The 25,597-nt window shown below is 61.8% G+C and carries 24 protein-coding genes and 1 pseudogene; 12 read left to right on the top strand and 13 right to left on the bottom strand.

Annotation, left to right across the window (positions count from 1 at the left end):
• Positions 1-79 precede the first annotated feature (79 nt).
• Positions 80-754, bottom strand: a complete 675-nt coding sequence (locus LOY37_RS20900; RefSeq protein WP_045197813.1) for a COG3650 family protein — start codon at positions 752-754, stop codon at positions 80-82.
• A 70-nt stretch (positions 755-824) separates the two neighbouring features.
• A complete protein-coding gene (locus tag LOY37_RS20895) occupies positions 825-1,424 on the bottom strand; it encodes a short chain dehydrogenase (RefSeq protein WP_258715636.1) in 600 nt (199 codons plus the stop codon).
• Positions 1,425-1,531: 107 nt separating this feature from the next.
• Between LOY37_RS20895 and LOY37_RS20890 the strand changes: the two genes are divergently transcribed.
• Entirely contained in the window at positions 1,532-2,440 is a 909-nt protein-coding gene (locus tag LOY37_RS20890) for a LysR family transcriptional regulator (protein ID WP_093380195.1), read from the top strand.
• A gap of 3 nt (positions 2,441-2,443) precedes the next feature.
• Here the strand turns inward: LOY37_RS20890 and LOY37_RS20885 are convergent, their stop codons facing one another.
• The 6 genes from LOY37_RS20885 to LOY37_RS20860 all read right to left on the bottom strand — a co-directional run bounded on the left by LOY37_RS20885 (position 2,444) and on the right by LOY37_RS20860 (position 7,835).
• Positions 2,444-2,692 (bottom strand): hypothetical protein, encoded by a 249-nt coding sequence (locus LOY37_RS20885; protein WP_258715635.1) that lies wholly within the window; start codon positions 2,690-2,692, stop codon positions 2,444-2,446.
• Positions 2,693-2,837: 145 nt separating this feature from the next.
• Complete coding sequence (locus LOY37_RS20880) at positions 2,838-3,539, bottom strand: ABC transporter ATP-binding protein (protein WP_045197821.1); 702 nt, start codon at positions 3,537-3,539, stop codon at positions 2,838-2,840.
• Positions 3,540-4,307: a high-affinity branched-chain amino acid ABC transporter ATP-binding protein LivG gene (gene livG / locus LOY37_RS20875; RefSeq protein ID WP_045197823.1), complete on the bottom strand. Its 768-nt coding sequence runs from the start codon at positions 4,305-4,307 to the stop codon at positions 3,540-3,542. It lies immediately after the preceding gene.
• A complete protein-coding gene (locus LOY37_RS20870; RefSeq protein ID WP_258715634.1) occupies positions 4,304-5,560 on the bottom strand; it encodes a high-affinity branched-chain amino acid ABC transporter permease LivM in 1,257 nt (418 codons plus the stop codon). Before LOY37_RS20870 ends, livG begins: the two co-directional genes overlap by 4 nt.
• Complete coding sequence (gene livH, locus LOY37_RS20865; RefSeq protein ID WP_028943524.1) at positions 5,557-6,480, bottom strand: high-affinity branched-chain amino acid ABC transporter permease LivH; 924 nt, start codon at positions 6,478-6,480, stop codon at positions 5,557-5,559. Before livH ends, LOY37_RS20870 begins: the two co-directional genes overlap by 4 nt.
• A 227-nt stretch (positions 6,481-6,707) precedes the next feature.
• Complete coding sequence (locus LOY37_RS20860) at positions 6,708-7,835, bottom strand: branched-chain amino acid ABC transporter substrate-binding protein (protein WP_045197827.1); 1,128 nt, start codon at positions 7,833-7,835, stop codon at positions 6,708-6,710.
• 362 nt (positions 7,836-8,197) lie between these two features.
• Here LOY37_RS20860 and LOY37_RS20855 point away from each other — a divergent pair, with 362 nt between their 5' ends.
• Positions 8,198-8,503 (top strand): DUF2288 domain-containing protein, encoded by a 306-nt coding sequence (locus LOY37_RS20855; RefSeq protein WP_045197829.1) that lies wholly within the window; start codon positions 8,198-8,200, stop codon positions 8,501-8,503.
• Between the two features lie 179 nt (positions 8,504-8,682).
• Here LOY37_RS20855 and LOY37_RS20850 read toward each other — a convergent pair whose 3' ends face one another.
• Positions 8,683-10,863 (bottom strand): hypothetical protein, encoded by a 2,181-nt coding sequence (locus LOY37_RS20850; RefSeq protein WP_045197831.1) that lies wholly within the window; start codon positions 10,861-10,863, stop codon positions 8,683-8,685.
• A 201-nt stretch (positions 10,864-11,064) separates the two neighbouring features.
• Between LOY37_RS20850 and LOY37_RS20845 the strand changes: the two genes are divergently transcribed.
• Positions 11,065-11,952 carry an NAD(P)-dependent oxidoreductase gene (locus LOY37_RS20845; RefSeq protein ID WP_258607804.1) on the top strand — a complete coding sequence of 296 codons (888 nt, stop codon included), beginning with the start codon at positions 11,065-11,067 and terminating at the stop codon, positions 11,950-11,952.
• Here the strand turns inward: LOY37_RS20845 and LOY37_RS20840 are convergent.
• Positions 11,852-14,128, bottom strand: a complete 2,277-nt coding sequence (locus LOY37_RS20840; RefSeq protein WP_258715633.1) for a bifunctional diguanylate cyclase/phosphodiesterase — start codon at positions 14,126-14,128, stop codon at positions 11,852-11,854. The genes LOY37_RS20845 and LOY37_RS20840 overlap by 101 nt on opposite strands.
• Before the next feature lie 278 nt (positions 14,129-14,406).
• On the opposite strand from LOY37_RS20840, the gene LOY37_RS20835 reads away from it, so the two are divergent.
• Complete coding sequence (locus LOY37_RS20835; RefSeq protein ID WP_093380206.1) at positions 14,407-15,759, top strand: MFS transporter; 1,353 nt, start codon at positions 14,407-14,409, stop codon at positions 15,757-15,759.
• 116 nt (positions 15,760-15,875) lie between these two features.
• Here the strand turns inward: LOY37_RS20835 and rapA are convergent, their stop codons facing one another.
• Positions 15,876-18,722 carry an RNA polymerase-associated protein RapA gene (rapA, locus tag LOY37_RS20830; protein WP_258715632.1) on the bottom strand — a complete coding sequence of 949 codons (2,847 nt, stop codon included), beginning with the start codon at positions 18,720-18,722 and terminating at the stop codon, positions 15,876-15,878.
• A 119-nt stretch (positions 18,723-18,841) separates the two neighbouring features.
• On the opposite strand from rapA, the gene LOY37_RS20825 reads away from it, so the two are divergent.
• The 7 genes from LOY37_RS20825 to LOY37_RS20800 all read left to right on the top strand — a co-directional run bounded on the left by LOY37_RS20825 (position 18,842) and on the right by LOY37_RS20800 (position 23,684).
• Positions 18,842-19,528 (top strand): M949_RS01915 family surface polysaccharide biosynthesis protein, encoded by a 687-nt coding sequence (locus tag LOY37_RS20825; protein ID WP_195884853.1) that lies wholly within the window; start codon positions 18,842-18,844, stop codon positions 19,526-19,528.
• 91 nt (positions 19,529-19,619) lie between these two features.
• Positions 19,620-19,949, top strand: coding sequence for a hypothetical protein (locus LOY37_RS20820; protein ID WP_045197844.1), 330 nt, complete (start codon positions 19,620-19,622; stop codon positions 19,947-19,949).
• Between the two features lie 76 nt (positions 19,950-20,025).
• On the top strand, positions 20,026-20,190 hold the full coding sequence (locus LOY37_RS20815; RefSeq protein ID WP_093380215.1) for a hypothetical protein: 165 nt from the start codon (positions 20,026-20,028) through the stop codon (positions 20,188-20,190).
• 134 nt (positions 20,191-20,324) lie between these two features.
• The gene (gene ccoM, locus LOY37_RS27425; protein ID WP_010221102.1) at positions 20,325-20,441 is read left to right on the top strand and encodes a cytochrome c oxidase subunit CcoM; all 117 of its coding nucleotides are present in this window, start codon (positions 20,325-20,327) and stop codon (positions 20,439-20,441) included.
• 180 nt (positions 20,442-20,621) lie between these two features.
• Complete coding sequence (locus LOY37_RS20810; protein WP_258715631.1) at positions 20,622-22,610, top strand: FUSC family protein; 1,989 nt, start codon at positions 20,622-20,624, stop codon at positions 22,608-22,610.
• The gene (locus LOY37_RS20805; RefSeq protein ID WP_045197848.1) at positions 22,597-22,803 is read left to right on the top strand and encodes a DUF1656 domain-containing protein; all 207 of its coding nucleotides are present in this window, start codon (positions 22,597-22,599) and stop codon (positions 22,801-22,803) included. Before LOY37_RS20810 ends, LOY37_RS20805 begins: the two co-directional genes overlap by 14 nt.
• 11 nt (positions 22,804-22,814) lie before the next feature.
• Positions 22,815-23,684 carry an HlyD family secretion protein gene (locus LOY37_RS20800; protein ID WP_093380221.1) on the top strand — a complete coding sequence of 290 codons (870 nt, stop codon included), beginning with the start codon at positions 22,815-22,817 and terminating at the stop codon, positions 23,682-23,684.
• Positions 23,685-23,688: 4 nt separating this feature from the next.
• Here the strand turns inward: LOY37_RS20800 and LOY37_RS27420 are convergent.
• Positions 23,689-23,772, bottom strand: a pseudogene (locus tag LOY37_RS27420) (short-chain dehydrogenase); the annotation flags it as partial.
• A gap of 90 nt (positions 23,773-23,862) precedes the next feature.
• Entirely contained in the window at positions 23,863-25,077 is a 1,215-nt protein-coding gene (locus LOY37_RS20790; RefSeq protein WP_045197854.1) for an ATP-binding protein, read from the bottom strand.
• 189 nt (positions 25,078-25,266) lie between these two features.
• Here LOY37_RS20790 and LOY37_RS20785 point away from each other — a divergent pair, with 189 nt between their 5' ends.
• On the top strand, positions 25,267-25,590 hold the full coding sequence (locus LOY37_RS20785; RefSeq protein WP_045197857.1) for a DUF2025 family protein: 324 nt from the start codon (positions 25,267-25,269) through the stop codon (positions 25,588-25,590).
• The last annotated feature ends 7 nt before the right edge of the window (positions 25,591-25,597 follow it).

Below are 25,597 nucleotides of genomic sequence, written 5' to 3'. Positions count from 1 at the left end.
CGGCCGGCGGCTTTACACAAACCGCCAAGTATAAGCTGTTCGCCGCCTTTGCAGGCAGGTTAAACGCAGGCGCCGATGATCAGTCGTTGCGTGAGCCACCGTAGTAGGCGCAGCCGCGCAGGGTCTGGCCGTCCACCCGTAGCTCGGCGATCAGATGCTGGACACTGCCGGTGGCGCTGTCGACGCAGCGTTGCGGAGCGACCCAGAGCTCGACTTTCTGGCCGTTGGCCTCGGTGTTGAGGCTGAAGCGCCCGTCGGGCAGCTGTTCTTCCAGGAAAGGGACCGCCAGTGTTGGCTGGCCGAGGCGTTCGAGGACCATGCCCTTGCCGCCGGCCTTGAGGTTCCAGTCCGGCTCGTGGCCACTGGCGCGCAGGGTCAGGCGCTTGAAGTTGGGGTCGCTGCAGGCGCTGCTGGAGTGTTCGATGCGGTACAGGCGTTGTACGTTCAACTGGCCGTCGTTGCCGGCCTTTGCGCTGGCCGACAAGGTACCGCGCACGTCGGCGAACAGGGTGCCGGGGGTGGCCGCCAGCGCGCTGGCTTCCTGCAGCAGGCCGGTGTTGCCGCTGTCGGTCACGGCAAAGCGGCGGGTCTCTTCACAGGGCTTGAACAGCAGCTGTCCGCCCTGGGCCGTCAGTTCGCCCTGCATGCGGGTCTGGCCGGCGGTAGAGGCGGCTTGCGGTTTTTCAGCCAGCATCTGGCAGCCGGCGAACAGCGGCAACAAGGCGACAAGCAACAGCGAAGGGGCGGCACGCATCAAGCAAACTCCAGCATCTCGAGCAAAAGGTGCCGCCACGTTACGCAGGCTGGTCGCCGATCACAAGGCCTTAGCCCACCTGGTAGGTCTGGCCGGTTTGCAAACCTTCGACGCTCTTGGCATAGGCCAGTGCCACGTCGGCGGCCGGAACGGGTTTGAAACCGCGAAAATATGGCGCATAGGCCGGCATGGCTTCGACCAGTACAGTGGGGCTGATGGTATTGACCCGCAGGCCACGGGGCAATTCGATGGCGGCAGCTTTGACGAACGCATCGAGGGCGCCGTTAACCAGCGCGGCCGAGGCCCCGGTGCGAATCGGGTCGCGGTTGAGGATGCCGCTGGTAAAGGTGAACGAGCCGCCATCATTGATGAACTCGCGGCCGATCAGCAGCAGGTTGACCTGGCCTATGAGCTTGTCGTTCAGGCCCAGGGCGAAGTGCTCTGCGTTCATTTCATCGAGGGCGGCGAAGGTGACATTGCCGGCGGCGCAGACCAGGGCGTCGAAGCGGCCGGTTTGCTCGAACAGGCGCCGGATCGAGGCACTGTCGCTGATGTCCACCTGATAGTCGCCGCTGCTGCGGCCGATGCGCAGCACTTCATGACGTTGCTCCAGCTCTTTGGCAACCGCCGAACCGATGGTACCGCTGGCGCCGATCAACAAGATTTTCATTGAGCCATTCCTCGTAGGGTGTGTAGACAAGGCTCAAGTCTAGGGTGGATTTTTCTGTAGATAAGCGTGCTAATAGGCAACCTTTGGTTTTCATCTGGAAACAATCCATGAGCGACCTCGATGACCTGGCGGCCTTTGCCGTGCTGATGGATGCCGGCAGCTTTACCTTGGCCGCGCAACAACTGGGCTGGAGCAAGGGGCAACTGTCCAAGCGCATCAGCGCCCTTGAAGCCAGCCATTCGGTGAAGTTGCTGCACCGCACTACCCGGCGGCTGAGCCTGACCGCTGCCGGCGCCATGTTGCTGCCCCAGGCGCAGGCACTGGTGCGGCAAATGGAAGGGGCGCGGCAAACTCTGGCCATGCTCAAGGACGAACTGGCGGGACCGGTGCGTATCACCGTGCCGGTGTCGTTGGGCGAGACGTTTTTTGAAGGATTGCTGCTTGAGTTCGCCGCTCGCTACCCGGACCTGCAAGTGGAGCTTGAGCTCAATAACGGCTATCGCGACTTGTTGGGCGACGGCTTTGACCTGGCGATTCGCACCGATGTCCAGGATGACGCGCGACTGGTTGCCCGCCCGGTGCTGGCCATGCAGGAGCTGACATGCGCCAGCCCGGCCTACTTGCAGCGCTATGGCGAACCGATGGTGCCGGGCGAACTGAGCAGCCATCGCTGCCTGCTCAACAGCCATTACAGCGGCCGTGAAGAGTGGTTGTATCACCAGCAGCACGAACTGTTGCGGGTGCAGGTGGCGGGCAGCTTTGCCAGCAATCATTACAGTTTGCTGAAGAAGGCGGCGCTGTTGGGCGCCGGGGTCGCCCGTCTGCCGTCGTACATGCTCCATGCAGAACTGGCTGACGGCCGCTTGCAGTGGTTGCTGCGCGACTATCAGACGCGCAGCGTGCCGTTGTTCCTGGTGCACCCCTATCAAGGCGGGATGCCGCAGCGGGTCCAGGTGCTGGCCGATTACCTGCTGGCCTGGTTCAGGCGCAGCAGCCAGGCCTTGCGGACCCTGTAGGGGTTACATCTTGTCGTCGTGCATTTCGTTTTTCATCATCTTGCCGTTCTTGTCCATCTTCTTGTCCATCTTCATGTCGTTGCTCATGTCCATCTTCTTGTCGTCGGCCATTTTCTTGTCCATTTTCATGTCTTTCTCCATGCTTGCTTCCTTGCTCATTTTCATGTCGTCGGCGGCGTGGACAACAGGCAGAAAGGCCAGGCTCGAGCCCAGGGAGAGGATAAGTGCGGCGGCGCTGAGGGACTTGTTCATGATGAGGCTCCAGTAGTAAGGGGAGGTTAGAGCCAGCGCTTCTGGCCCACCTGCAGCACTAGAGTCCGGTGCCCTGGAGGCGTTACAGCAGGCAAGAAAAAAGGCCCGAAGGCCTTTTTTCATTTGTGGCATATAGCGTCTGGCATCAACCGCCCAGGTAGGCGTCGCGGACTTTCGGGTCGGTCAGCAGCGCTTCACCGGTGCCTTCCATCACCACCCGGCCGTTTTCCAGCACATAGGCACGGTCGGCGACTTTCAGCGCCTGGTTGGCGTTCTGTTCGACCAGGAACACCGTCACGCCATCACGGCGCAGTTGTTCGATGATGTCGAAGATCTGCTGGATGATGATCGGTGCCAGGCCCAGCGATGGCTCGTCGAGTAGCAGCAGCTTGGGTTTGCTCATCAGCGCCCGGCCGATGGCGAGCATCTGCTGCTCGCCGCCGGACATGGTGCCGCCACGCTGGCTGAAGCGCTCCTTCAGGCGCGGGAACAGTTGCAGGACCTTGTCCATCTGCTCCTGGTAATCGCCCTTGTCGGTGAAGAAACCGCCCATGGCCAGGTTTTCTTCCACGGTCAGGCGGGCGAACACGCGGCGGCCTTCAGGGACCACAGCGATGCTCTTGCGCATGATGTGCGAGGACGGCTGGCCGACCAGCTCTTCACCCAGGTAGCGGATGCTGCCGCTGCTCGCTTGCGGCGAGCCGCAGAGGGTCATCAGCAGGGTCGATTTGCCGGCACCGTTGGCACCGATCAGGGTGACGATCTCGCCCTGGCGGATCTCGACGTTGACGCTGTGCAGTGCCTGGATCTTGCCGTAGAAGGTGGAAACGTTTTCGAACTGCAGCATTTACGCTTCCCCCAGGTAGGCTTTGATCACTTCAGGGTTGTCGCGGATCTGTTCCGGCGTACCGTCGGCCAGGGGCGTGCCCTGGTTGATCACCACGATGTGGTCGGAGATGCTCATGACCAGTTTCATGTCGTGCTCGATCAGCAGCACGGTGACGTTGTGCTCTTCACGCAGCACGCTGATCAGCGCCTTGAGGTCTTCGGTCTCTTTCGGGTTGAGGCCGGCCGCCGGTTCGTCGAGCATGATGATCCGTGGACGGGTCATCATGCAGCGGGCGATTTCCAGGCGCCGTTGCTGGCCGTAGGCAAGTGTACCGGCGGGGCGGTTGGCGAACTCGAGCAGGTCGACCTTCTCCAGCCAGTACCGTGCGTACTCTTTTGCTTCCAGCTCGCTGCGGCGAAAGGACGGGGTCTTGAGCAGGCCGGCGAAGAAGTTGGTGTTCAGGTGCCGGTGCTGGGCGATCAGCAGGTTTTCCAGGGCGGTCATCTCTTTGAACAGACGCACGTTCTGGAAGGTCCGCACCACACCCTTGCGGGCGATCTGATGGCCGGCCAGGCCCTGGATCGGCTGGCCGTCGAGCAGGATACTGCCGGCGCTCGGCTTGTAGAAACCGGTCAGGCAATTGAACACCGTGGTCTTGCCGGCGCCGTTCGGGCCGATCAACGCCACTACCTGTTTTTCCTTGACGGTCAGGGCCACGCCGTTGACCGCCAACAAGCCGCCGAAGCGCATGCTCAGGCCGCTGACTTGCAGAATTTCGCGGCTCATCGACGCAGCTCCATATGTGGACGTTGCATAGGCAGCAGGCCTTGCGGACGCCAGATCATCATCAACACCATCAGCGCACCGAACATCAACATGCGGTATTCGCTGAATTCACGCATCAGCTCAGGCAGCAGGATCATCACGATGGCCGCGAGGATCACGCCCAGTTGCGAGCCCATGCCGCCGAGCACGACGATGGCGAGGATGATGGCCGATTCGATGAAGGTGAACGACTCCGGTGTCACCAGACCCTGGCGTGCGGCGAAGAAGCTGCCGGCGAAACCGGCGAAGCAGGCACCCAGGGTGAACGCCGAGAGCTTGATGATGGTCGGGTTCAGGCCCAGTGCGCGGCAGGCGATTTCGTCTTCACGCAGGGCTTCCCAGGCGCGACCGATCGGCATGCGCAGCAGGCGGTTGATCACGAACAGCGCCAGCAACGCCAGCAGCAGCGCCACCAGGTAGAGGAAGATCACCTTGTTGATCGAGTTGTACTGCAGGCCGAAGAACTCGTGGAAGGTCTGCATGCCCTCGGCGGCCTTGCGTTCGAAGGTCAGGCCGAAGAAGGTTGGTTTCTCGATGTTGCTGATCCCGTTGGGGCCGCCGGTAAGGCCGGTGAGGTTTCGCAGGAACAGGCGGATGATTTCACCGAAACCCAGGGTCACGATGGCCAGGTAGTCGCCGCGCAGACGCAATACCGGGAAGCCGAGCAGGAAGCCGAAGGTCGCCGCCATCAGGCCGGCGATCGGCAGGCAGATCCAGAAGCTCAGGCCGTAGTAGTGCGACAGCAGGGCGTAGCTGTAGGCGCCGACGGCATAGAAGCCGACATAACCCAGGTCGAGCAGACCAGCCAGGCCGACCACGATGTTCAGGCCAAGGCCCAGCAACACGTAGATCAGGATCAGGGTGGCAATGTCGACCGCGCCGCGCGAGCCGAAGAACGGCCAGACCAATGCAACCATGATCAGACCGATGATTATCCAGCGCTGGGTCTTGGGCAGGGTCAGGAAGTTGCTCATGGCCGGCGAGATCAACTTGCGCCCGGAGCGCTGGCTGGTTGCCGCGCTCCACTGCTTGTCGAACAGCACGCGCAAGAACATCAGCACCGAACACACGGCGATGACCGTGAGGGTGAAAGGCCCCTGGCTGTGAACAATCAGGTTGATGCCGTCAATGCTGAGCTTCAGGCCCAGCACCGGGAAGGCGACGGCCCAGACCAGCAAGGCGCTGAAGAACGCCTGTTTAAGATTTTTGTTCATACTTTTTCAACCTCCGGACGGCCGAGGATGCCGGTCGGACGGAACAACAGCACCAGAACCAACAGGCCGAATGCCACGACGTCCTTGTACTGGTCACCGAAGATATCGGCGCCAAAGGCTTCAGCCACCCCCAGCACCAGCCCGCCGAGCATGGCGCCCGGAATGCTGCCGATGCCGCCCAGCACAGCCGCGGTAAAGGCCTTCAGGCCCACCAGGAAACCGGCGTTGGGGTTGATCACCCCGTACTGCATGCTCAGCAGCACGGCCGCCACGGCCGCCAGGGCGGCACCGATGACGAAGGTCAGGGCGATGATGTTGTTGGTGTTGATGCCAAGCAGGTTGGCCATCTTGATGTCTTCGGCACAGGCCCGGCAGGCCCGGCCCAGACGCGAGCGGGAGATGAACAGGGTCAAACCGGTCATGGCCACCAGGGTGACTACGAAAACCAGGATCTGCATGTAGGAGATCAGCACTTCCTCTGCGCCGCCCGGGCCGAAGGAGATACTCCCAGGGATCAGGTTGGGGATGGACTTGTCCTTGGAGTCCTGGGATAGCAATACGGTGTTTTGCAGGAAAATCGACATACCGATGGCAGAAATCAGCGGGATCAACCGGTTGCTGTTACGCAACGGACGGTAGGCGACCCGTTCGATACTGTAGCCATAGGCACTGGTAACGAAGATCGTGGCGACGAAGGCGACGGTCATCAATATCGGCAGTGAATCGATCCCCATCATGGCCAGGCCCGCAAGGGCGATGAAGGCCACGTAGGAACCGATCATGTACACCTCGCCATGGGCGAAGTTGATCATTCCAATGATGCCGTAAACCATTGTGTAGCCAATGGCTATCAAGGCATAGGTGCTGCCAATGGTCAGACCATTAACCAGCTGTTGGAAGAAGTGATAGATCTCAGGCATTACAGCGCTCCTAAAAACCTGATACGCATTTCACTGGTGGGGATGCCCCCGGCCTGGTCTTGTGGTCTTGGCCACTTCGGCACAGGCAACTGCCAGCGAACCGCTGGTGACGGTTTTAAGATTTTCAGGTGAACCTGCTCCCGGATCGCGGGAATCAGGCCCATGAACCTCGTAAAACAAAGCCCACTGCTCGCACAGTGGGCTTGTAGTCATATAGTCAGACGGGATTACTGAGGGGAAACTTCGGTTTTAGGTTTGCCGAAATGCCATTCGTAGACCACGAATTTGAAGTCTTTCAGGTCGCCTTTGGCGTCGTACGACAGGTCGCCGGTCGGGGTCTTGAAGGTGCCGGCATGGATGGCTGCAGCCACTTTGTCGGTGTCTTCGGACTTGGCCGCCTTGATGCCTTCGGCGATCAGCTCGACAGCCGAGTAGGCCGGGAACACGAACGGGCCGCTTGGGTCTTTGCCGTCAGCCTTGATGGCATCGGCGATGGCCTTGTTCGCAGGGTCGGCGTCGAAGGATTTCGGCAGGGTCACCAGCAGGCCTTCGGAGGCGCCTTGGGCGATCTGCGAGATGGAGTCGTTACCGACACCTTCAGGGCCCATGAACTTGGCGTTCAGGCCTTTCTCTTTGGCTTGACGCAGGATCAGGCCCAGCTCCGGGTGGTAGCCGCCGTAGTAGACGAAGTCGACATTGGCTTGCTTGAGCTTCTGGATGATCGAGGAGAAGTCCTTGTCGCCGGCGTTCAGGCCTTCGAACACGGCAACCTTGACACCTTTGCCTTCGAGGGTGGTTTTGACCGCGCTGGCGATGCCTTCACCGTACTGCTGTTTGTCGTGCAGTACCGCAACCACTTTCGGTTTCACATGGTCGGCGATGTAGTTGCCAGCCGCAGGGCCCTGGGCGCTGTCCAGGCCGATGGTGCGGAAGATCAGCTTGTAGCCGCGGGAAGTGATTTCCGGGCTGGTGGCAGCCGGGGTGATCATGATCACGCCTTCATCTTCGTAGATGTCGGACGCAGGCTGGGTGGAGCTGGAGCACAGGTGGCCGACCACGTATTTGACGCCGTCGTTGACCACTTTGTTGGCGACTGCCACGGCCTGTTTAGGGTCGCAAGCGTCATCGTATTCTTTGGCTTCAAGCATCTTGCCGTCGACGCCGCCCTTGGCGTTGATGTCCTTGATGGCCTGTTTTGCACCGATGAACTGCATGTCGCCGTACTGAGTGACCGGGCCGGTTTTCGGGCCGGCGATGCCGATCTTGATGGTATCGGCTGCAAACGAATGGCTGGCAACCCCGGCCAGAACCATTGCGGCAAACAGTTTGGAAATCTGCTTAGTAGCCTTACTCATAGTGCTCCACTCATTCTGTTGTAATTTTTATAGTCCTGGCGGCCAGAGCTTGAGGACCGGATCAGGTTCCATGAGAGGCCACGCCTCGTCACGGACCCGGATAACCCCCGGAACGGCCCTGGCAACTGTACCGGTACAGTGTAGAGCGCTGCTTTGTCGCTTGAAAAGCAGGCCCGCCGGGGCAAAAACCAGGGGTGTCGCCTAATCGACAGAAAGTTATAGAAAAACGCCGTTGTTTTGCCAGTTTCTCTGGTCAAACCCGGGCATTTACTACCTTGTCGATCAATTACTTATTTTGAAACTGGGTTTTTCTGCAAAAATACCGACCTTTATCGCGGTCGAATTATTTCTGGTAGGAACCCATGACAGATCAACCAAGCACCCTCTATGCCAAATTGCTCGGCGAGACAGCAATAATCGAGTGGAAAGCGCTGGAGCGTTTTTGGGCCAAGGGTGACCTGATTTGGGTCGAGCCGACCCTGGACCTGATCGATGTTGCACAGGCAATGGCCGAAAACCGTAGCGAAAGCGTCGCTGCATGGCGTAATGCTGGCACTGTCGGAGCGGTCACTGCAGAGCAGGCACTAGACCTTCAGAGCCGCGATCCAGAGATCTGGGCCGTGGTGGTCTCGCCGTTTATTGTGATTCAGGAAAAGACCAACGGCTGATCACGCGCCAAAATGGTGCGTGAAAATGCACAGCGGGATGGTTTTGGTGCGCGGGACTGTTCAGCCGGGGTGGCTGTTGGTAACAGTTGGGTGTGCCAAGGCAGTGCGGTAACAGTCTGATCGCGGGGCAAGCCTGCTCCTACCGATGTAGGAGCGGGCTTGCCCCGCGATGCTTTCAATCAGTAATCCACTTTGCCGGTATGGCTGTTCAACGAGATCACCCGGGTCTTGCCGATGCGGTGACGGTAGATCTCACGCAGGTATTTCACCGCTTTCTTCACGCATTCGCGTGATAGCCGGATGTCATTGATCGAGACGAACTTGCTCTTGTCGTTGATCAGCTCGCGGTATTTCTTCTCGTACATCGGTTTGATCGCGTACCAGTTGGTATCGAGGATCTTCGCCGGGTTCTCGAACTCGTTGAGCAGGTCATCGATGCGGTCTTCATCGAAGGCATCGCTGGTGATGAACTCAAGGATGGCATTGTCCAGGGTATCGTCGAAGCGGTACGGGTTACGCGCAAAACAGCGCTTGATAAAGGCCACGATCAGGGTCAGGAAGTCGTCCGACAGGCACGGGCTCTTGGCGATCAGGGTGGTCAGCGACAGGTTCGCCGAGGCACCGATCACCAGCGCATAGCGCTTGAGCGTGGTGTTGGGGAACAGGCTGTTGAGGTGAGTCTTGAGCCGGTTCAGGTCCATGTACGACAGCTTGTAGTCCTTGGGCAGCGACACGATCGACACCACCGACGAGCAGTTCTTGAAAAAATGCAGGTCGTGCAGCGCCGCCGCGTCGTAGCCGGAGGCCTGGTATTGCTCAAGGGCGGCGCGGTAGCGGCGGGATTCAATCGGCAGCAGGCTGATGCCTTCGATCGCCTGGGTCACCTTGTTGAAGTGCGGCAGGTCGATGGAGCGGAAGAACAGGTCGTCGATGTTCAGCCGTGGCTGCTCTTTCTCGAACACCTTGAATTTGTCCGAGCTGGGCGAGGGCTGTTCCGGCACTACCGATTCGGCGTAGGCGATGGCCACGGGGCCTGCCAGGCTCATGAACAGGTCGTTGGCATCCAGGCGGATGGTTTCGCCGATGTCGATGCCGGCACGACGGAAGTAGTTCTGGTCGTAGTCGGTGGTCACTGCCTGGGCGGTGAGGATGTTGAAGATCTGCTGGGAGATGTACTGGTTGGCATGCTTCTCCATGGCGTTGACGTCGATGTTCTGGATGTTGCCGTCATCGTTCTCTTCGGCGTAGCGCATGATGTCGTTGGAAATCAGCATCATCGCGTTCCAGGGGCGGATGCGGCCCATGACGCTGGCCTCGCTGCTGTCTTCATTGTCGAAGTTGTACGAGAAGTCCCATTCCTCGGACAGGTACTTGCACAACAACCGGCCGGCGTTGATGTGCAGGGCTTCGGACATTTCGCTGCGATGATCGGAGATGTTCGGCAGCACGCAGATACCGCTGGTGAAGATCGGCTCGAAGACGAACGAATGACCGCTCTTGCCGTCGTTCTCGTCGGCCGGCTTGGTGTCGAACGTCTTGTTCATGTACGAATATTGCTGGGCCAGGCCGAACTCCGAAGCCATGCCCGAGCCGGTACCGCCACCGGCGCTGAAGATGTAGAAATACAGGCGTGACTGGTTGGCCTTGATCCCGCAGGAGTCGATCAGGTACGAGTGGATCAGCTTCCAGTCGGCGCTGGAGAAGCGGTGGGTTTCCTTGTTGAGGATGATCTTGGCCAGGTACTGGCCGAGGATCGGCGCGTTACCGGCGCCACCGGCATGGACTTCCGACAGGTCCATGATTTTCATTTTGCTGTAGTCGCGGATAAAACCGCTCTTCTCACCCTTGCGCGAAAAACGGATGCGCCCGGCGATGTCCTTGTCGAGGTCGCCGAGCATCACCAGCGGCTCTACCAGGAACACCGGCTTGGTGCCCTTGTTCTGCACCAGGCGCAGGTTGTTGCGAATCCAGCGCGCCGGGCTGTAGTTCGGTTCGCTGCCGGCGCGGTCTTCGTTGTTGAATTCGTTGAGGTAGAAGGTCCTGGCGTTGTATACAAGTTCTGCGACATCCAGGGCGATGTTCGAGCCACAACGGCCCAGGCCAATCAGGCACACCGAGGGGAACTGCTGGTCCAGGCGCAACTGGGTGTCGTCTTCGACATGCACGCTGGGCGGGAACACCAGGTCACGCAGGCCATCGAGGTTGTCGAGGATGCGCTGGATATCGGTTTCGGTGAAGTACAGGTACTGCTGCGGGTTGAGCGCCCGCGGGCTGTAGTAGCTCGAGCCGGGAGCGCTGTACGCGGGAGTGGGTGATGTCAGCTCGGAAACCGCGTTGGCAGAAGTAGTCTTGGAGGTCATTTTGCGCCATTTGCCTGGGGGTGGGTGGCTGTTCTAGTAGGTAGCATAGAGCCATCACTGGATGAGGTTCGCGACTGTATCAGTGCGCATTTGGCGTGGGCGATAGGGGTTAACCCGATGCCTGTGTAGGAGTTTTCCTTGCCACGCCTGCAAACTGAATCGTCCGATCAGTCAACTTCTTTAATCTGTCTGGAGCTGTACATGAGCACTGCACGTCCTTCGTTGGGGTTTGCCGGTATCGGGCTGATGGGCTTGCCCATGTGTCGGCGGTTGCTGGCCGCGGGTTATCCGCTGACGGTGTGGAACCGCTCGGCGGACAAATGCGCCGAACTGGTCAAGGCCGGTGCCCGCCAGGTGGCGACTCCGGCCGAGCTGTGCCAGCACGCCGAGGTGCTGATGCTGTGCCTGGCCGACACGGCGGTGGTGCGCGAGGTGGTGTTTGGTGAGCAGGGCATTGCTGGCGCAGGCAAGGCCGGCCAGTTGCTGGTGGATTTCTCCAGCCTCGAGCCGACCGCTACCCGTGAGATGGCCAGCGAACTGGCGGCGAAAACCGGCATGCACTGGCTCGACACCCCGGTCTCCGGCGGCACGCCAGGCGCCGAAGCCGGCACTTTGGCGATCATGGTCGGTGGTGAGGCGGCCGACCTTGAGCGCGTGCGCCCGCTGTTGTTGACCCTTGGTCAACGCGTGACCCACATGGGGCCGGTCGGGGCAGGGCAGGTAACCAAGGCCTGCAACCAGATGATCGTTGCCTGCAATGCGCTGGTGATTGCCGAGGTGGTGGCGCTGGCCGAGCAATCAGGCGTCGACGCCAGCCTGATCGCCGAGGCCCTGGCGGGTGGTTTTGCCGATTCAAGGCCGCTGCAGATCCTGGCCCCGCAAATGGCCGCCAGTCGCTTCGAGCCGGTGAAGTGGCACGTGCGCACCTTGCTCAAGGATCTGGATAGCGCGGTGAAATTTTCCCGCGAACAGGGTTCGTCGACCCCGATCAGCGGCCTGGCCGCCCAACTGATGCGCTTGCATGGTAGTCAGGGCTATCTGCAAAAAGATCCGGCGACACTGATTGATCTGTACCGGCGTAAGGATTGATGCTGCTCAGCGCCTGTTCATGGCGCTGGTTGAGTTCGCCCAGGATCGGCCGCAGTTCACCCAGTGGCACGGGCCGGCTGAGCAGGTAGCCCTGGAGGTAATCGCAGCCTTGCTGGGCGAGGAACTGGTACTGCTCGGTGGTTTCAACGCCTTCGGTGATCACCTGCAGGTGCAGGGTGTGGGCCATGACGATGATGGCCTGGACGATTTCCATGTCCTGACGGCAACGCGGTACATCCTGAATGAACGAGCGATCGATCTTCAGGGTATCCAGCGGCAAGCGCTTGAGGTAGGCCAGTGACGAGTAGCCGGTGCCAAAGTCATCGATCGACAGCGACACGCCCTGGGCGCGGATGCGCTTGAGCAGGGCGATGGTGTTGTGAATGTTGCCCATCAGCGCGTTTTCGGTGACTTCCAGCTCCAGCTGGCGCGCCGGAATGCCGGCCTGACGCAGGGCATCTTCGACTTCCTGGGCCAGTTCTTCGCGGGCCAGGGTCAACGCCGAGCAGTTGACGGTCACCTTGAGCCCGTCATAGCCGTGACGGTTGAGCTGGGCCAGGTCTTCGCAGGCATGGCGCAACACCCATAGGTCGAGTTCGGCGATCAGGCCGTTGGCTTCGGCAATGCCGATGAAGCGGTCCGGGCTGAGCAGCCCGTGCTGTGGATGTTGCCAGCGCACCAGGGCCTCGAGCTTGGCCACCTGGCCGCTGTGAAGGTCGAAAATCGGTTGGTAGTGGATGCGCAGGCCACGTTCTTCGAGCAGGGCGATGCGCAGTTCTTCTTCCAGTTGCAGCTCGAGGGTGGCGCGGGTTTTCAGGTTGCTGTTGAAGAAGTTCAGGTTGTTGCGCCCGCAACCCTTGGATTGATACAGGGCCAGGTCGGCGTTTTTCAACAGCTCGTCACAACTGCGGCCATCATCGGGGAACACGCTGATACCAATGCTGGTGGTCATAACCATGCGCCGACCGGCCAGGTCGATCGGCTCCTTCATCTTCTGCATGATGCGCTGGGCCAGGTGCCGGGCCTCATCGCGGCTGTGCAGGGCGGTGAGGATGCAGAACTCGTCGCCACCGAAACGGGCGACCACATCCTGGCTGCGGGTGGCGGTCTTGATGTGCGCGGCAATCACCTTGAGCAACTCGTCGCCTGCATCATGGCCAAGGCTGTCGTTGATGCGCTTGAAGTGATCGATGTCGAGGAACATCACCGCCAGCATGCCGTCATTGGCGGTTTGCTCGGCCAGGCGCTCGGCGAACACCTGGTTGAAGCCGCGGCGGTTGACCAGGTTGGTCAGGGCGTCGTAGTGGGCGGCCTGCTGCAAGGACACCCGGGCCTGGTCGAGCTGGCTGAGCAGCACGTTGACCCGGCGCAGGTCGTGCTCCTTGCTTTGCAGCTTCTTGTCCGAGAGCGCGGCGCTGATGCTGCTGGCGCTGATCAACAGGGTAATGAAGGCGATGGTCAGGCTCAGTTGCAGGCTGTTGTCGCTGACCGGCAGCGACAGCGCGGTGTCCGCGGGTAGTACCAGGGTCAAGGCGGCCATGCCCAGCAGATGGGTCGCGACAATGCCGCCGGCCATCAGCAGGCTGGCGCCGTATTTCATCAGTTGAAAGAGGGTGCCGCTGCCATTGCGCAAATAACGGGCGAACAGCAGCGCCGCGAGGCTGGTGGCGATGGCGGCAGCGACCGAGGCGGCGAACAGGTCGGGGCGATAGAACTGCTGGGCGCTGGAGCGCATGGCGGCCATGCCGGTGTAGTGCATGGCAATGATCCCCAGGCCGAAGCACACCGCCGCTTGCAGGTAGTGGCGCGGCAGCAGTTGCTGGCGGCTCAGGGTGTTCATGGCCATCCAGCCGGCCAGCAGCATGATCAGCAGCGAGACCCCGGTCAGGGCCACGTCGTAGTGAACCTCCAGCGGCGTTTGCAGGGCCAGCATGCTGATGAAGTGCATGGCCCAGATGCCGCCAGCCAGACAGCAGGCGCCGAGCAAGCGCCATTGCCGCTGGGCCGCGGGTTGCTCGACGTGGCTCAGGCGCTCGGCCATGTCGAGGGTGGCGAAGCTGCCGGCACAGGCGATCAGAAAGGCAAGCAGCACCAGGTAGGGGTTGTGCCTGCAATCGAGAAGGATCTGTCCGGTTGCCGGAAGTTCGGCGAGCATTTGCAGCCCCAGCCACTCCATAGCATGCCTCTTTTTCGAGTTGGCACTCGTCCCCCTATAGCCCGCTTGGAGACCGTTGTGCAGGAGTATAGGAACTCAGCATTAGTCCATCCTGAATAATGGCATATTGATTCCTACGATTTGGTCATTGAACCAATAGCGCCGGGTTCTAAAACCGCGAATGGTTACAATTACCCGGTATCAGTCCGGTCAATGGTGGCAGACAGATCGGCAAGTGCCCTCTAGATTCAGTTCGGCGTGCTGGAAAGCCCCGAACAATAATAACGAGGGACTGATCGATGCAGAGCTCCACTCAAGCGGCCAACGCCTGGCGAATCCTGTTCCTGCTGTTTCTGGCCAACCTGTTCAACTTCTTCGACCGCACCATTCCCGCCATCATCATCGAGCCGATCCGCCTGGAATGGCACCTGAGCGACTTTCAGATCGGCTTGATCGGTACCGCCTTCACCCTGGTCTATGCGATTGCCGGCCTGCCGCTGGGGCGCCTGGCCGATAACGGTTCACGCAGCAAACTGATGGGGTGGGGGCTGATGGCCTGGAGCGGGTTGACAGCGGTCAATGGCATGGTCGGCAGCTTCTGGAGCTTTTTGCTGGTGCGCATGGGCGTAGGCATCGGTGAGGCCAGCTATGCGCCAGCCGCCAACTCACTGATCGGCGACCTGTTCCCCGCCGAAAAACGCGCGCGGGCCATGGGCATTTTCATGCTCGGCCTGCCGTTGGGCCTGTTGCTGGCGTTCTTCACCATCGGTGCGATGGTGCAGGCCTTTGACAGCTGGCGGGCGCCGTTCTTTATCGCCGCAGTGCCCGGGTTGTTGCTGGCGCTGTTCATGTTCATGATCCGCGAACCGGCGCGCGGCGCGGCGGAGTCGGTGGCGATCTCCCAGGCGCCCGTGGACCGGCCGTTGCGCCGGGTTCTGAGTGTGCCGACCTTCTGCTGGCTGGTGCTTGCGGGCCTTACCTTCAACTTCGCCACCTACGCCTGCAACTCGTTCATGGTGCCGATGCTGCAGCGTTACTTTTTGCTCTCGCTGCAGCAGGCCGCGGTGGCCACCGGGGTCATTGTCGGCCTGACCGGGCTGGTTGGCCTGACCCTTGGCGGCTGGATTGCCGACAAGGTACACCAGCGCTTTGCCAACGGGCGCTTGTTGTTCGGTGCCCTGAGCATGCTGATCGCCACCCTGGCCACCGCCTGGGCACTGCATGCCGGGCGGATCGAGATCGGCGTGTTCGTGGCGGTGTTCGGTGTCGGCTGGTTGTTTGCCTACAACTTCTATACCTGTGTCTACACCGCGATTCAGGATGTGGTGCAGCCGCGTCTGCGGGCCACGGCCATGGCGCTGTTCTTTGCCGGGCTTTACCTGCTCGGTGGCGGCCTGGGGCCGGTGGTGGTGGGGGCGCTTTCGGACCATTTTGCCGTGGCGGCTATGCAGGCAGCGGGGGCGGTGCAGATGAGCGAGGCATTCAAGGCTGAAGGCCTGCACGGGGCGATGTACCTGATACCGGTGGCGTTGATGTTGACGCTGGTGTTTCTGCTGCTGGCCTCGCGGTGCTTCAGCCGGGATGCGCAGAGGATGCGCGAGGGGATGGTGGCTGACAGCGAAATGATGGCCGCCAAGCCTGTGGTGGCTTGAAAAAGCATCGCGGGTCAAGTCGAGTCGTCGCACCGCCGCTCCCACAGAATCACCAATATCTCTGTGGGAGCGGCGGTGCGACGACTCGACTTGACCCGCGATTGAACCGATGCAAATTATCCGGCGACCAGCACCCGAATCGCTTCCAGGCGCAGCGCCGCTTTATCAAGCATCGCCAGGCCTTGTTCACGCTGCTTGCGCAGGGCGTCGATTTCGCTGTCGCGAACGGTCGGGTTGACCGCTTGCAGGGCGATCAGGCGCGCCAGCTCTTCATCGGTTTGCGCCGCCAGCCGGCGTTGGGCTTGGGCGACACGTTCGGCATGGCGCGGCATGATCTTGGCTTCGCCGTCGTTGATCCGCGGCGCCAGCACGTCGCGCTGGGCCTGGATGAACTTGTTGGCGCTGGCCTTGGGCACGCTTTCGAGCTGGTCGTTGAGGGTCTCGAAGGACACCCGCGAAGCCAGGTCGTTGCCGTTGGCGTCGAGCAGGCAGCGCAGCGCGGCCGGCGGCAAGTACCGGCCCAGCTGCAGGGCGCGCGGAGCCACCACTTCACTGACGTACAGCAGCTCCAGCAGCACGGTGCCGGGCTTGAGCACCTTGTTCTTGATCAGCGCCACCGAAGTGTTGCCCATCGAACCGGACAGCACCAGGTCCATGCCGCCCTGGACCATCGGGTGCTCCCAGGTGATGAACTGCATGTCTTCACGTGACAGCGCCTGGTTGCGGTCGTAGGTGATGGTCACGCCTTCGTCGTCGCCCAGCGGGAAGCTGGCGTCGAGCATTTTTTCGCTCGGCTTGAGGATCAGGGCGTTTTCCGAGTGGTCTTCACTGTCGATGCCAAACGCGTCGAACAGGGTTTCCATGTAGATCGGCAGGGCGAACTGGTCATCCTGCTCAAGGATCGCCTCGACCAGCTCCTGGCCTTCACCGGCGCCACCGGAGTTGAGCTCCAGCAAACGGTCGCGACCACTGTGCAGCTCGGCTTCGAGGCGCTCGCGTTCGGCACGGGCCTCGTCGACCAGCGCTTGCCACTCATCGTCATCGCCGCTTTCGAGCAGCGGCAGCAGGCGCGGGCCAAACTGGTGCTGCAGGGCGTTGCCGGTCGGGCAGGTGTTGAGGAAAGCGTTCAGGGCCTGGTTGTACCACTGGAACAGGCGCTCTTGCGGGCTGTTCTGCAGGTGCGGCACGTGCAGCTCGATGGTGTGCTTCTGGCCGATGCGGTCCAGGCGGCCGATACGCTGCTCGAGCAAGTCCGGGTGGGCTGGCAGGTCGAACAGCACCAGGTGGTGGGCGAACTGGAAGTTGCGGCCTTCACTGCCGATTTCCGAGCAGATCAGCACCTGGGCGCCGAATTCTTCGTCGGCGAAGTAGGCCGCAGCGCGGTCGCGCTCAAGAATGCTCATGCCTTCATGGAACACCGTCGCAGGGATACCGGAACGCACGCGCAGGGCGTCTTCCAGGTCCATGGCGGTTTCGGCGTGGGCGCAGATCACCAGGACCTTGACCCGCTTGAGCATCTTCAGGGTGTCGATCAGCCAGTCGACCCGAGGGTCGAAGCGCCACCAGCGCTCTTCTTCACTGCCTTCGCTCTGGGACTGGAAAGCAACCTCAGGGTACAGCTCGGCGTGCTCGCCCAGCGGCAGCTCCATGTACTGGTCGGGGTTGGGCAGCGGGTAGGGGTGCAGGTTGCGCTCAGGGAAACCCTGGACCGCCGCGCGGGTGTTACGGAACAGCACGCGGCCGGTGCCGTGGCGGTCAAGCAACTCGCGAATCAGGCGGGCGCTGGCCTGGGTATCGCCATCGTTGACCGCAGCCAGCAGGGCTTCGCCTTCGGCACCGAGGAAACCCTCGATGGTGGCGTGGGCCTTGGGCGACAGGCGGCCTTCGTCAAGCAGCTCCTGGACCGCTTCGGCTACCGGGCGATAGTGCTCGCTTTCGGCGCGGAACGCGGCCAGGTCGTGGAAACGGTTCGGGTCGAGCAGGCGCAGGCGCGCGAAGTGGCTGTCCTGGCCCAGTTGCTCCGGGGTCGCGGTGAGCAGCAGCACGCCGGGGATGACCTCGGCCAGTTGCTCGACCAGGGCGTACTCGGGGCTGACCTGGTCTTCATGCCAGACCAGGTGGTGCGCCTCGTCGACCACCAGCAGGTCCCAGCCGGCGGCAAACAGCGCGTCCTGGGCCTTTTCGTCTTCAGTCAGCCATTCCAGGGCAACCAGCGCCAGTTGGGCATCTTCGAAGGGGTTGCTGGCGTCGCTTTCGATAAAGCGCTCGGCATCGAACAGCGCAACCTGCAGGTTGAAGCGCCGGCGCATTTCCACCAGCCACTGGTGCTGCAGGTTCTCCGGGACCAGGATCAGCACACGGCTGGCGCGGCCCGAGAGCAACTGGCGATGGATCACCAGGCCGGCTTCGATGGTCTTGCCCAGGCCTACTTCGTCGGCCAGCAGAACCCGCGGGGCGATACGGTCGGCCACTTCACGGGCGATATGCAACTGGTGGGCAATCGGTTGCGCGCGGGTGCCGCCCAGGCCCCAGAGCGACGACTGCAACTGACGGCTGGTGTGCTCGAGGGTGTTGTAGCGCAACGAGAACCACGGCAGCGGGTCGATCTGCCCGGCGAACAGGCGGTCACTGGCCAGGCGGAACTGGATGAAGTTCGACAGCTGGGTTTCCGGCAGGGTGCGCGCCTGGTTCTGCGCGTCCAGGCCATGATAGACCAGCAGGCCGTCGACATCCTCGACCTCGCGCACGGTCAGCTTCCACCCTTCGAAATGGGTGATCTGGTCGCCAGGCGAGAAGCGCACCCGGGTCAGGGGCGCATTGCGCAGGGAGTACTGGCGGGTGTCGCCAGTGGCCGGGTAGAGCACGGTCAACAAGCGGCCGTCCTGTGCCAGAACGGTCCCCAGACCTAGCTCGGCTTCGCTGTCGCTGATCCAGCGTTGCCCCGGTTGATACTGCTGCGCCATACTGCCTGACTCCCGCCATGAAAAAGCCGACTATCTTAACGGATAGCTCTGTGCAGACCAAAGAGTCTAGCAACTTCATCGACGAAAACCGCTGTCGCCATTGAGGGCCCGATACAGCCATGCCGATCTCCAACCCGTGGTTCATCCGAACGCTGGCCGTGGCGGGCGTGCTTCTGCTGGCTGCCTGTGACAACAAAGGTTTCGAAATTCTGGCGCCGATTCCCGCTGCGCAACTCGAGGCCCTGGGCGTGCAATCGCCGCTGCAGAGCGTGCATTACCACGACCGCGAGGGCGAAGGTTTGCTGGTGCTCAGCCGCAATGACGACCAGGTCAGCGATGAAGAGACCGATCAGGACGTCGATCGCGTGGTGCTCACGGCAACGCTGTATGAGCGCCAGGGCGATGACAGCTTCAAGCCGCGCTGGAAGATCGAGAACGAGACCACCTGCTCCGGGCTCGACCTGGATGTCGGCTTTTATACCGACGTCAGCGGCGTCAGTGACCTCGACAACAACGGCTTGGCCGAGCTGACGGTCGCCAGCCACGCCTTTTGTGGCGGCGGCGTCGACCCCCATGAACTGCGTGTCGAGTTGCGTGAGGGCCAGGCCAGCTATGCTATCAATGGCCAGTCGCTGATCGCTATCGAGGGCGAGCAGCCATATGGCGGTGAGCGCGAAGACAGCCCGTCGCTCAAGGATGCACCACAAGTGTTGCGCGATCACGTGAACGACGTCTGGAACAAAGTGCTCAAACGGCCGTGGAGCGAAGCCCAGCCCGCCCCGACGGACGAGGACGAAGAACAGTAGCCGGCAACTGTGAAGCGCCCCGCACATTTTGCCGGCACTGGCTCAAGGCCCGTGGCCATCAGCCGACACACTGGCGACAGGAGATCATCCCATGCTGCCGCCCCTCATCCCGCTCAGTGCTGCACCCGTGACACAACAACTGGACCCGGTAAAGCCGACGCCAGACATCAAGCCCGTGGTCCCGGCGCAACCGAGCTCCAGCGACAGTACCATTGACCTCAAGCAGCGTGACCCGGAGCAGGCCGCGATCCTCTTGCGCGAAGAGCAGCGCCGCCAGCAGCGCCGACGCCCGTCGAGCCAGGACGAAGAGCTGTACCAGGCGTTGCCCGGCGATGAAGTCAACGCCGACAACACCGTGCCGGTAGCACCCTTGATGGGTGAGCAGCCGCGCCAGGGGCTGCTGGTGGACATCGAAGTCTGAAGATACAAGCGCCACTGGTCAGCGCCGGCTGCAGCCTTCATGATTGCAGCTCTGCAGTCAGCTTTCCGAGCCCGCCATGAGCCAAGAAAACAACCTGATCGACCTCGGTGCCGAACGTGCACGCCGGGTCCACGACCTCAATGAAAAGCGTCTGAACGAAGTTCGTCAGGCGTTCGAGCAGGCCATGCCGCTGGGCAAGGCCAAGAAGAAAAAGCCCAAGGGCAAACCCAAGAAGCGTTGAAAACTTGATGCAGGTCAAGCCTGCACCCGCCTTGCGCGCCCGGTTCCGGGCGCTATTGACCTCGGTCAATTTCCTCCCCCGAGCCATTCGCTACCTTAAGCCCATCGGACAGGTTCAGGCGAATGGAGGCCGACATGTTCTTCGATAATGTGGTTATCGCTGGAGTGATTACGGTCGGTCTGATGCTGATGTTCTTCGTCGGATTCGGAATATTCATCTGGAAAGACTCGAACAAGCGCAAAGAGCGCTGATCCTTTCCAGTCACGAGCACGCAAGGCATTTAGGGCGACTTCGGTCGCCCATTTTTTTGTCTGGTGAAAAAACCTTTCAGCTCCTCTGGACTATTAATAGTTAGCTAGCTAATAATTAAGCCCTGAACTTCTCGCTTCATCCTGACTATCTTTACTACACCGTCGTTCAAGGTGCGTCCCGTGCCCATCACGTTGCAGGCCCTGCTGGCGCCAAACAAAATCGCTGTGCAATTTGCCCTCAAAACCCTGCTTGGTGGCGGCCTGGCCCTGTGGCTGGCGCTGCGCTGGGGGCTTGAGCAGCCGGCCTGGGCACTGATGACCGCGTTTATCGTTGCCCAGCCGCTGTCGGGGATGGTGGTGCAGAAGGGCCTGGCACGTCTGCTCGGCACCCTGGTCGGCACGGTCATGTCGGTGCTGTTCATTGGCGCCTTCGCCCAGACCCCGTGGCTGTTCCTCTTCGCCCTGGCCTTGTGGCTGGCGCTGTGCACCGCCTGCTCGACCTTGCTGCGCAGTGCCTGGGCTTATTCGTTCGTGCTGGCCGGTTACACCGTGGCAATCATCGCTTTGCCGGCCATCAACCATCCGCTGCTGGTGTTCGACCAGGCGGTGGCGCGCTGTACCGAAATCTGCCTGGGGATTGTCTGCGCCACGGCCACCAGCGCCTTGCTCTGGCCGATGCGCGTCGAGCAACAGCTGAGCGGGCAGGCGCGCCAGGCCTGGCAAAGCGGGCTGCAGGCCGCCAGCGCCGCCTTGAGTGGTGAAGAACAGGGGCGCAAGGGCCTGCTGGAGATTCTCGGGCGCATCGTGGCGGTGGATTCCCAGCGTGAACATGCCTGGTTCGAAGGCAGCCTCGGCCGTCAGCGCGCCCGGGCGATTCGCGGGCTGAGCCAGAAACTGCTGGTGCTGCTGCGCATTTCCCGTTCGGTGCGCCGGCAATGGCGGCAACTGGATGAACAGCAGGCGCAGCACCTGGCGCCGTGGCTGGAAGAGGTTCAGGCGCTGCTGGCCAGCCCCGACCAGGCCAGCCTGTTGCTGTTGCGCCAGCGCGTCTGGGATGCAGCCCACGATGAGCAAATCAGCTCCGCCGAGCATTACTGCCTGGCGCGCCTGACCTTGCTGCTGGACAACGCCATGGCCGCGACCCTGGCCCTGCGTGGGGTAGAGGAGGGCAAGCCGGCCGTCGATGTACCCGACAGCCTGGCGGTTCACCGCGATGTATCGCTGGCGCTGCTGTTCGGCTCGCGCAGCGCCCTGGCGTTCCTGGCCATGGCCAGCTTCTGGTTGGCCACTGCCTGGCAGGCTGCCCCCGGTGGCCTGGTGCTGACCTGCGTGGTCTGCAGCTTGTTCGCCAGCCGCGAGAATGGCGCGCAGATCGGCATGAGTTTTTTGCGCGGGATACTGTTGGCGATACCGGTGGCGTTCGTGGTCGGGCAGATCCTCCTGCCGGAGCTCAGCGGTTTTGCCATGCTCTGCCTGGCCATGGGCGTGCCGCTGTTCTTTGGCGCCCTGGGCATGGCCAATCCGCGTATTGGCGCCACCGCTACTTCTTATTGCCTGCACTTTATCGTGCTGGTGGCGCCGCTCAATGTCATGAGTTTCGATGTCGCCAACTTCTTCAACAGCGCCCAGGCCATGCTCATGGGGGTCGGCGCCGCGGTGCTGGCGTTCAAGTTGCTGGTGCTGCGCAACCCGGCCTGGCATGGCAAGCGCCTGCGCGCTGCCACCCAAAGCGACCTGGTGCGCCTGACCCGCCGCGACCTGCGCGGCGCCGACAGCTGGTTTGGTGGACGCATGGCCGATCGCCTGTTGCAACTGGCCCGGCACTACGGCGCCTTGCCCGAACAGGAGCGCGGGCGTTGGGACGATGGCCTGCACGGCCTGGATATCGGCGACGAGCTACTGCACCTGCGCATGTGCCTGGCAGTCGCCCAGGCGCCGGTGGCCGCCGCCGAGCGCCAGTACCTGCAACAACTTGAATCAGTATTGGCCAGCGGCCCGGCCCCGGGGCGTGGCCAGCGCCTGGATGCGGCCAGCGAGCAGTTCATCGACGCACTGCAGAGCGTGCCTTCGAGTGACCCGCTGCGCCTGGCCATCGGTGCTGTGCTGCAATTGCAGAAGAGCTGGGGCAAGTGGTGCCGTCGACAGGAGGAAATCCATGGGCTTGCGTGAATGGGCGCTGGGCGGTGTGTTGCTCAGTCCGTTTCTGCTGTATGTGTTGTTGGCCTTGCTGCTGACCGGGGTGTTGCGCCTGTTGTTGCGCTACACGCCGTTGGGGCGCTGGGTCTGGCATGAGGCGTTGTTCGACTGCGCGCTGTTCGTTTGTATTCTGACCCTGGTGACCCACGTGCTGGGGCCGTTATAAGGAGTGTGACCATGCGTGCTGCTGTACGTATCGCAGTAACCCTGTGCCTGGTGGCGGTGGCGATTTTTGCCGGCTGGAAGCTCTGGCAGTACTACATGCTCACGCCCTGGACCCGTGATGCGAAGATTCGCGCCGACGTGGTGATCATTGCCCCGGACGTGTCTGGCTGGGTGCGTGAGCTGAAGGTGCGTGACAACCAGCAGGTCAAGGCCGGCGAGTTGCTCATGTCGATCGACCGTGATCGTTTCGAAGCGGCCCTGGACAAGGCCAATGCCGTGGCCGAAACCCGCCAGCAGCAACTGCGCCTGCGTGAGCATGAAGCCTCGCGCCGTGCTGCCCTTGGCCCTCAGGCGATCAGCGCCGAACTGCGCGAAAATGCCCAGATCAACGCCGCCGTTGCCCGTGGCGAATTGCGCGAAGCGTTGGCCGAGGTCAAGGTCGCGGCCATCAACCTGGCGCGCAGCCAGGTCAAGGCGCCGCGCAGCGGGCATATCACCAACCTGCGCCTGGCCGAAGGCAACTACGTCAATGCCGGGCAGTCGGTGATGGCCCTGGTGGACGACTCGACCTTCTACGTCCAGGCCTACTTCGAAGAGACCAAGCTGCCACGCATCCGCGTCGGTGACCCGGTCAAGGTCTGGCTGATGAGCGCTGGCGAGCCGATGCAGGGGCATGTCGAGAGCATCAGCCGCGGCATCACCGACCGCAACGCCAACCCCGACAGCCAGTTGCTCGCCGAAGTAGAACCGACCTTCAACTGGGTGCGCCTGGCCCAGCGCATTCCGGTGCGGATCAAGCTTGATCAGGTGCCTGAAGGGGTCAACCTCAGCGCCGGCATGACCGCCAGTGTGCAGGTGCGCGAGGACCAAGTGCAGCGCTGAGCGCTTAAAGAAACATGCCGCCGGAGACTTCCAGACGCTGGCCGGTAATCCAGCCGCCGCCATCGCCAAGCAACTGGGCGCCCGCGGCCCTGGCTTCGAATATCAACAGGACGGTGCCACGCGGTACGAGGCAATGCCGGGGGGCATCACCGTCAACAGCAGCAACGGGTGCGGGCATTCATGGACTGGCTGGCGCAGTTGCTTCAGGCACCACTCGATCAAGCGGCAAGCGAAAGGTAAACAGCGTACCGGCTTCGGCGCTCGACACCACCTCCATGCGCCCGCCGTGGGCCAGGGCAATCTGGTTGGCGATATACAGGCCCAGGCCCAGGCCGGGTTGCGGCGCATCATCGCGTGGCCGTGAAAAGGGCTGGAACAACTGCGCCATCACCTGGGGTGCAATCGGTTCACCGAGGTTGTGCACACCGAGGACGAACACCCGCTCGCGGATATCGGCCATGACATTTACCGGGCTGTCGGCGGCGCCGTGGGTGAGGGCGTTGGCAATCAGGTTGGACAGCAGTTGGGTGACCCGTTCACGGTCGCATTGGATGTCGCCGAGATCGCCGATGTTCAGCCGAATCAAGCGCTGCGGATGCACCCGTTGCAGCTCCGAAGCCACGTGGCTGAGGGCGTCGGCCAGATCCGGGCAGGGTTGGACGTTGATCATGATGCCGTTGCCCAGGCGGCCACGGGCAAAATCCAGGACATCGCGGACCAGCTGGTTGGCGCGCCGGCCACAGGTCAGGATGTGCTGGGCGATGGCGCGGCTTTTTTCGTCTTGCAGGCGCTGGCTGAGCAGTTCGGCACCGGCGGTGATGGCGAACAGCGGATTGCGCAGGTCGTGGCCGAGCACTGCGATGAACTGTTCACGCAAGTCGGCGATGGCGCGTTCTTCTTCCAGGGCCTGTTCGGTTTGCTGGGCGTTCTCTTCGCTTTCGATCTGGATCGACAGCAGGCGGGCGAAAGACTCCATCATCGGCTGGATGGCGCTGCCCTTGAGATTGGCCGGCAATGGGTCGAGGGCGCAGATGGTGCCGAAGAAGCTGCCGTCGGTGCGAAACACCGGCACCGAAATATAGCTTTCGAACTTGTAGATACGCGGGGTGTGGTGGTTGCAGTACAGCTCGTCTTCGCTGGCCTTGTCGATCACGATGGTCTGGTGGCTGGCGCGGATCTCGTGACACAGGGTGGTGATCAGGTCGAGTTCGCCGCCGACCTCCAGGCCAAAGCCCAGCGAGTCGAGCACCGCGCAGGCCGTCCAGCTGCTGTCGGTGACCCGGGCGACGGCGGCGAAACGCAAGCCGGTGGTCTCGCAGATCACCTGCAGGATGGCCGGTACTGCGTTGATTCGGCTGATCGTGGCGATATCGGAAGTGACGGCGGTGCTCATGAATCATCCACGTTCGCTGACTACTGGAAGGCGTTGAGAAAGATAAGTCTAGCGAGCAACTGCCGCTTGGGTAAAAAAATCCTTTACCGAATGCGATGAATTTCCATTAACCTTGATCCCCGAGTTGCCCGCCAGAGCGCAACCCCTATCGCCCAGCGTGCCAATCCCCTTTTTCAAGTGAGGTTTGACATGCACATCACATCCCAGGACATCTGCGCCGCTGCTGACCAGCTCAAGGGCTTTGTCGGCTTTCATCGCAAGCTTGGCAAGCACATCGTGCGTTTCAGTGAAGACTCGTTCGGCATGGACGTGGCTGACGACAGCATCACCCCGAGCAACGAATTCGTCTGGCAGGCCGCCGAGGCCGAGGTCATGACCTTGAGCCGAGCCTTGATCGAGATTCTTCTGGCGCAGAACGTCGATGAACGGTTGAATGTGACCGAGCCGCTGCGGGTTTACCTGCGCCGCAAGGATTTGCCGGAGATCGCCGCGCAGCGACGGCTGCGGGCCTGAGCGGCCA

The organism is Pseudomonas sp. B21-012, from assembly GCF_024749305.1.
Classification (GTDB): Bacteria; Pseudomonadota; Gammaproteobacteria; order Pseudomonadales; family Pseudomonadaceae; genus Aquipseudomonas.
Note: the sequence above shows the minus strand (reverse complement) of the source record. Positions and strands in the feature narration are given on the sequence as shown.

Bases quoted from the DNA above. Each gene is read 5' to 3' on its own strand.
- LOY37_RS20900 (WP_045197813.1), bottom strand. From the start codon at position 754: ATGCGTGCCGCCCCTTCGCTGTTGCTTGTCGCCTTGTTGCCGCTGTTC.
- LOY37_RS20895 (WP_258715636.1), bottom strand. From the start codon at position 1,424: ATGAAAATCTTGTTGATCGGCGCCAGCGGTACCATCGGTTCGGCGGTT.
- LOY37_RS20890 (WP_093380195.1), top strand. From the start codon at position 1,532: ATGAGCGACCTCGATGACCTGGCGGCCTTTGCCGTGCTGATGGATGCC.
- LOY37_RS20885 (WP_258715635.1), bottom strand. From the start codon at position 2,692: ATGAACAAGTCCCTCAGCGCCGCCGCACTTATCCTCTCCCTGGGCTCG.
- LOY37_RS20880 (WP_045197821.1), bottom strand. From the start codon at position 3,539: ATGCTGCAGTTCGAAAACGTTTCCACCTTCTACGGCAAGATCCAGGCA.
- livG (WP_045197823.1), bottom strand. From the start codon at position 4,307: ATGAGCCGCGAAATTCTGCAAGTCAGCGGCCTGAGCATGCGCTTCGGC.
- LOY37_RS20870 (WP_258715634.1), bottom strand. From the start codon at position 5,560: ATGAACAAAAATCTTAAACAGGCGTTCTTCAGCGCCTTGCTGGTCTGG.
- livH (WP_028943524.1), bottom strand. From the start codon at position 6,480: ATGCCTGAGATCTATCACTTCTTCCAACAGCTGGTTAATGGTCTGACC.
- LOY37_RS20860 (WP_045197827.1), bottom strand. From the start codon at position 7,835: ATGAGTAAGGCTACTAAGCAGATTTCCAAACTGTTTGCCGCAATGGTT.
- LOY37_RS20855 (WP_045197829.1), top strand. From the start codon at position 8,198: ATGACAGATCAACCAAGCACCCTCTATGCCAAATTGCTCGGCGAGACA.
- LOY37_RS20850 (WP_045197831.1), bottom strand. From the start codon at position 10,863: ATGACCTCCAAGACTACTTCTGCCAACGCGGTTTCCGAGCTGACATCA.
- LOY37_RS20845 (WP_258607804.1), top strand. From the start codon at position 11,065: ATGAGCACTGCACGTCCTTCGTTGGGGTTTGCCGGTATCGGGCTGATG.
- LOY37_RS20840 (WP_258715633.1), bottom strand. From the start codon at position 14,128: ATGGAGTGGCTGGGGCTGCAAATGCTCGCCGAACTTCCGGCAACCGGA.
- LOY37_RS20835 (WP_093380206.1), top strand. From the start codon at position 14,407: ATGCAGAGCTCCACTCAAGCGGCCAACGCCTGGCGAATCCTGTTCCTG.
- rapA (WP_258715632.1), bottom strand. From the start codon at position 18,722: ATGGCGCAGCAGTATCAACCGGGGCAACGCTGGATCAGCGACAGCGAA.
- LOY37_RS20825 (WP_195884853.1), top strand. From the start codon at position 18,842: ATGCCGATCTCCAACCCGTGGTTCATCCGAACGCTGGCCGTGGCGGGC.
- LOY37_RS20820 (WP_045197844.1), top strand. From the start codon at position 19,620: ATGCTGCCGCCCCTCATCCCGCTCAGTGCTGCACCCGTGACACAACAA.
- LOY37_RS20815 (WP_093380215.1), top strand. From the start codon at position 20,026: ATGAGCCAAGAAAACAACCTGATCGACCTCGGTGCCGAACGTGCACGC.
- ccoM (WP_010221102.1), top strand. From the start codon at position 20,325: ATGTTCTTCGATAATGTGGTTATCGCTGGAGTGATTACGGTCGGTCTG.
- LOY37_RS20805 (WP_045197848.1), top strand. From the start codon at position 22,597: ATGGGCTTGCGTGAATGGGCGCTGGGCGGTGTGTTGCTCAGTCCGTTT.
- LOY37_RS20800 (WP_093380221.1), top strand. From the start codon at position 22,815: ATGCGTGCTGCTGTACGTATCGCAGTAACCCTGTGCCTGGTGGCGGTG.
- LOY37_RS20790 (WP_045197854.1), bottom strand. From the start codon at position 25,077: ATGAGCACCGCCGTCACTTCCGATATCGCCACGATCAGCCGAATCAAC.
- LOY37_RS20785 (WP_045197857.1), top strand. From the start codon at position 25,267: ATGCACATCACATCCCAGGACATCTGCGCCGCTGCTGACCAGCTCAAG.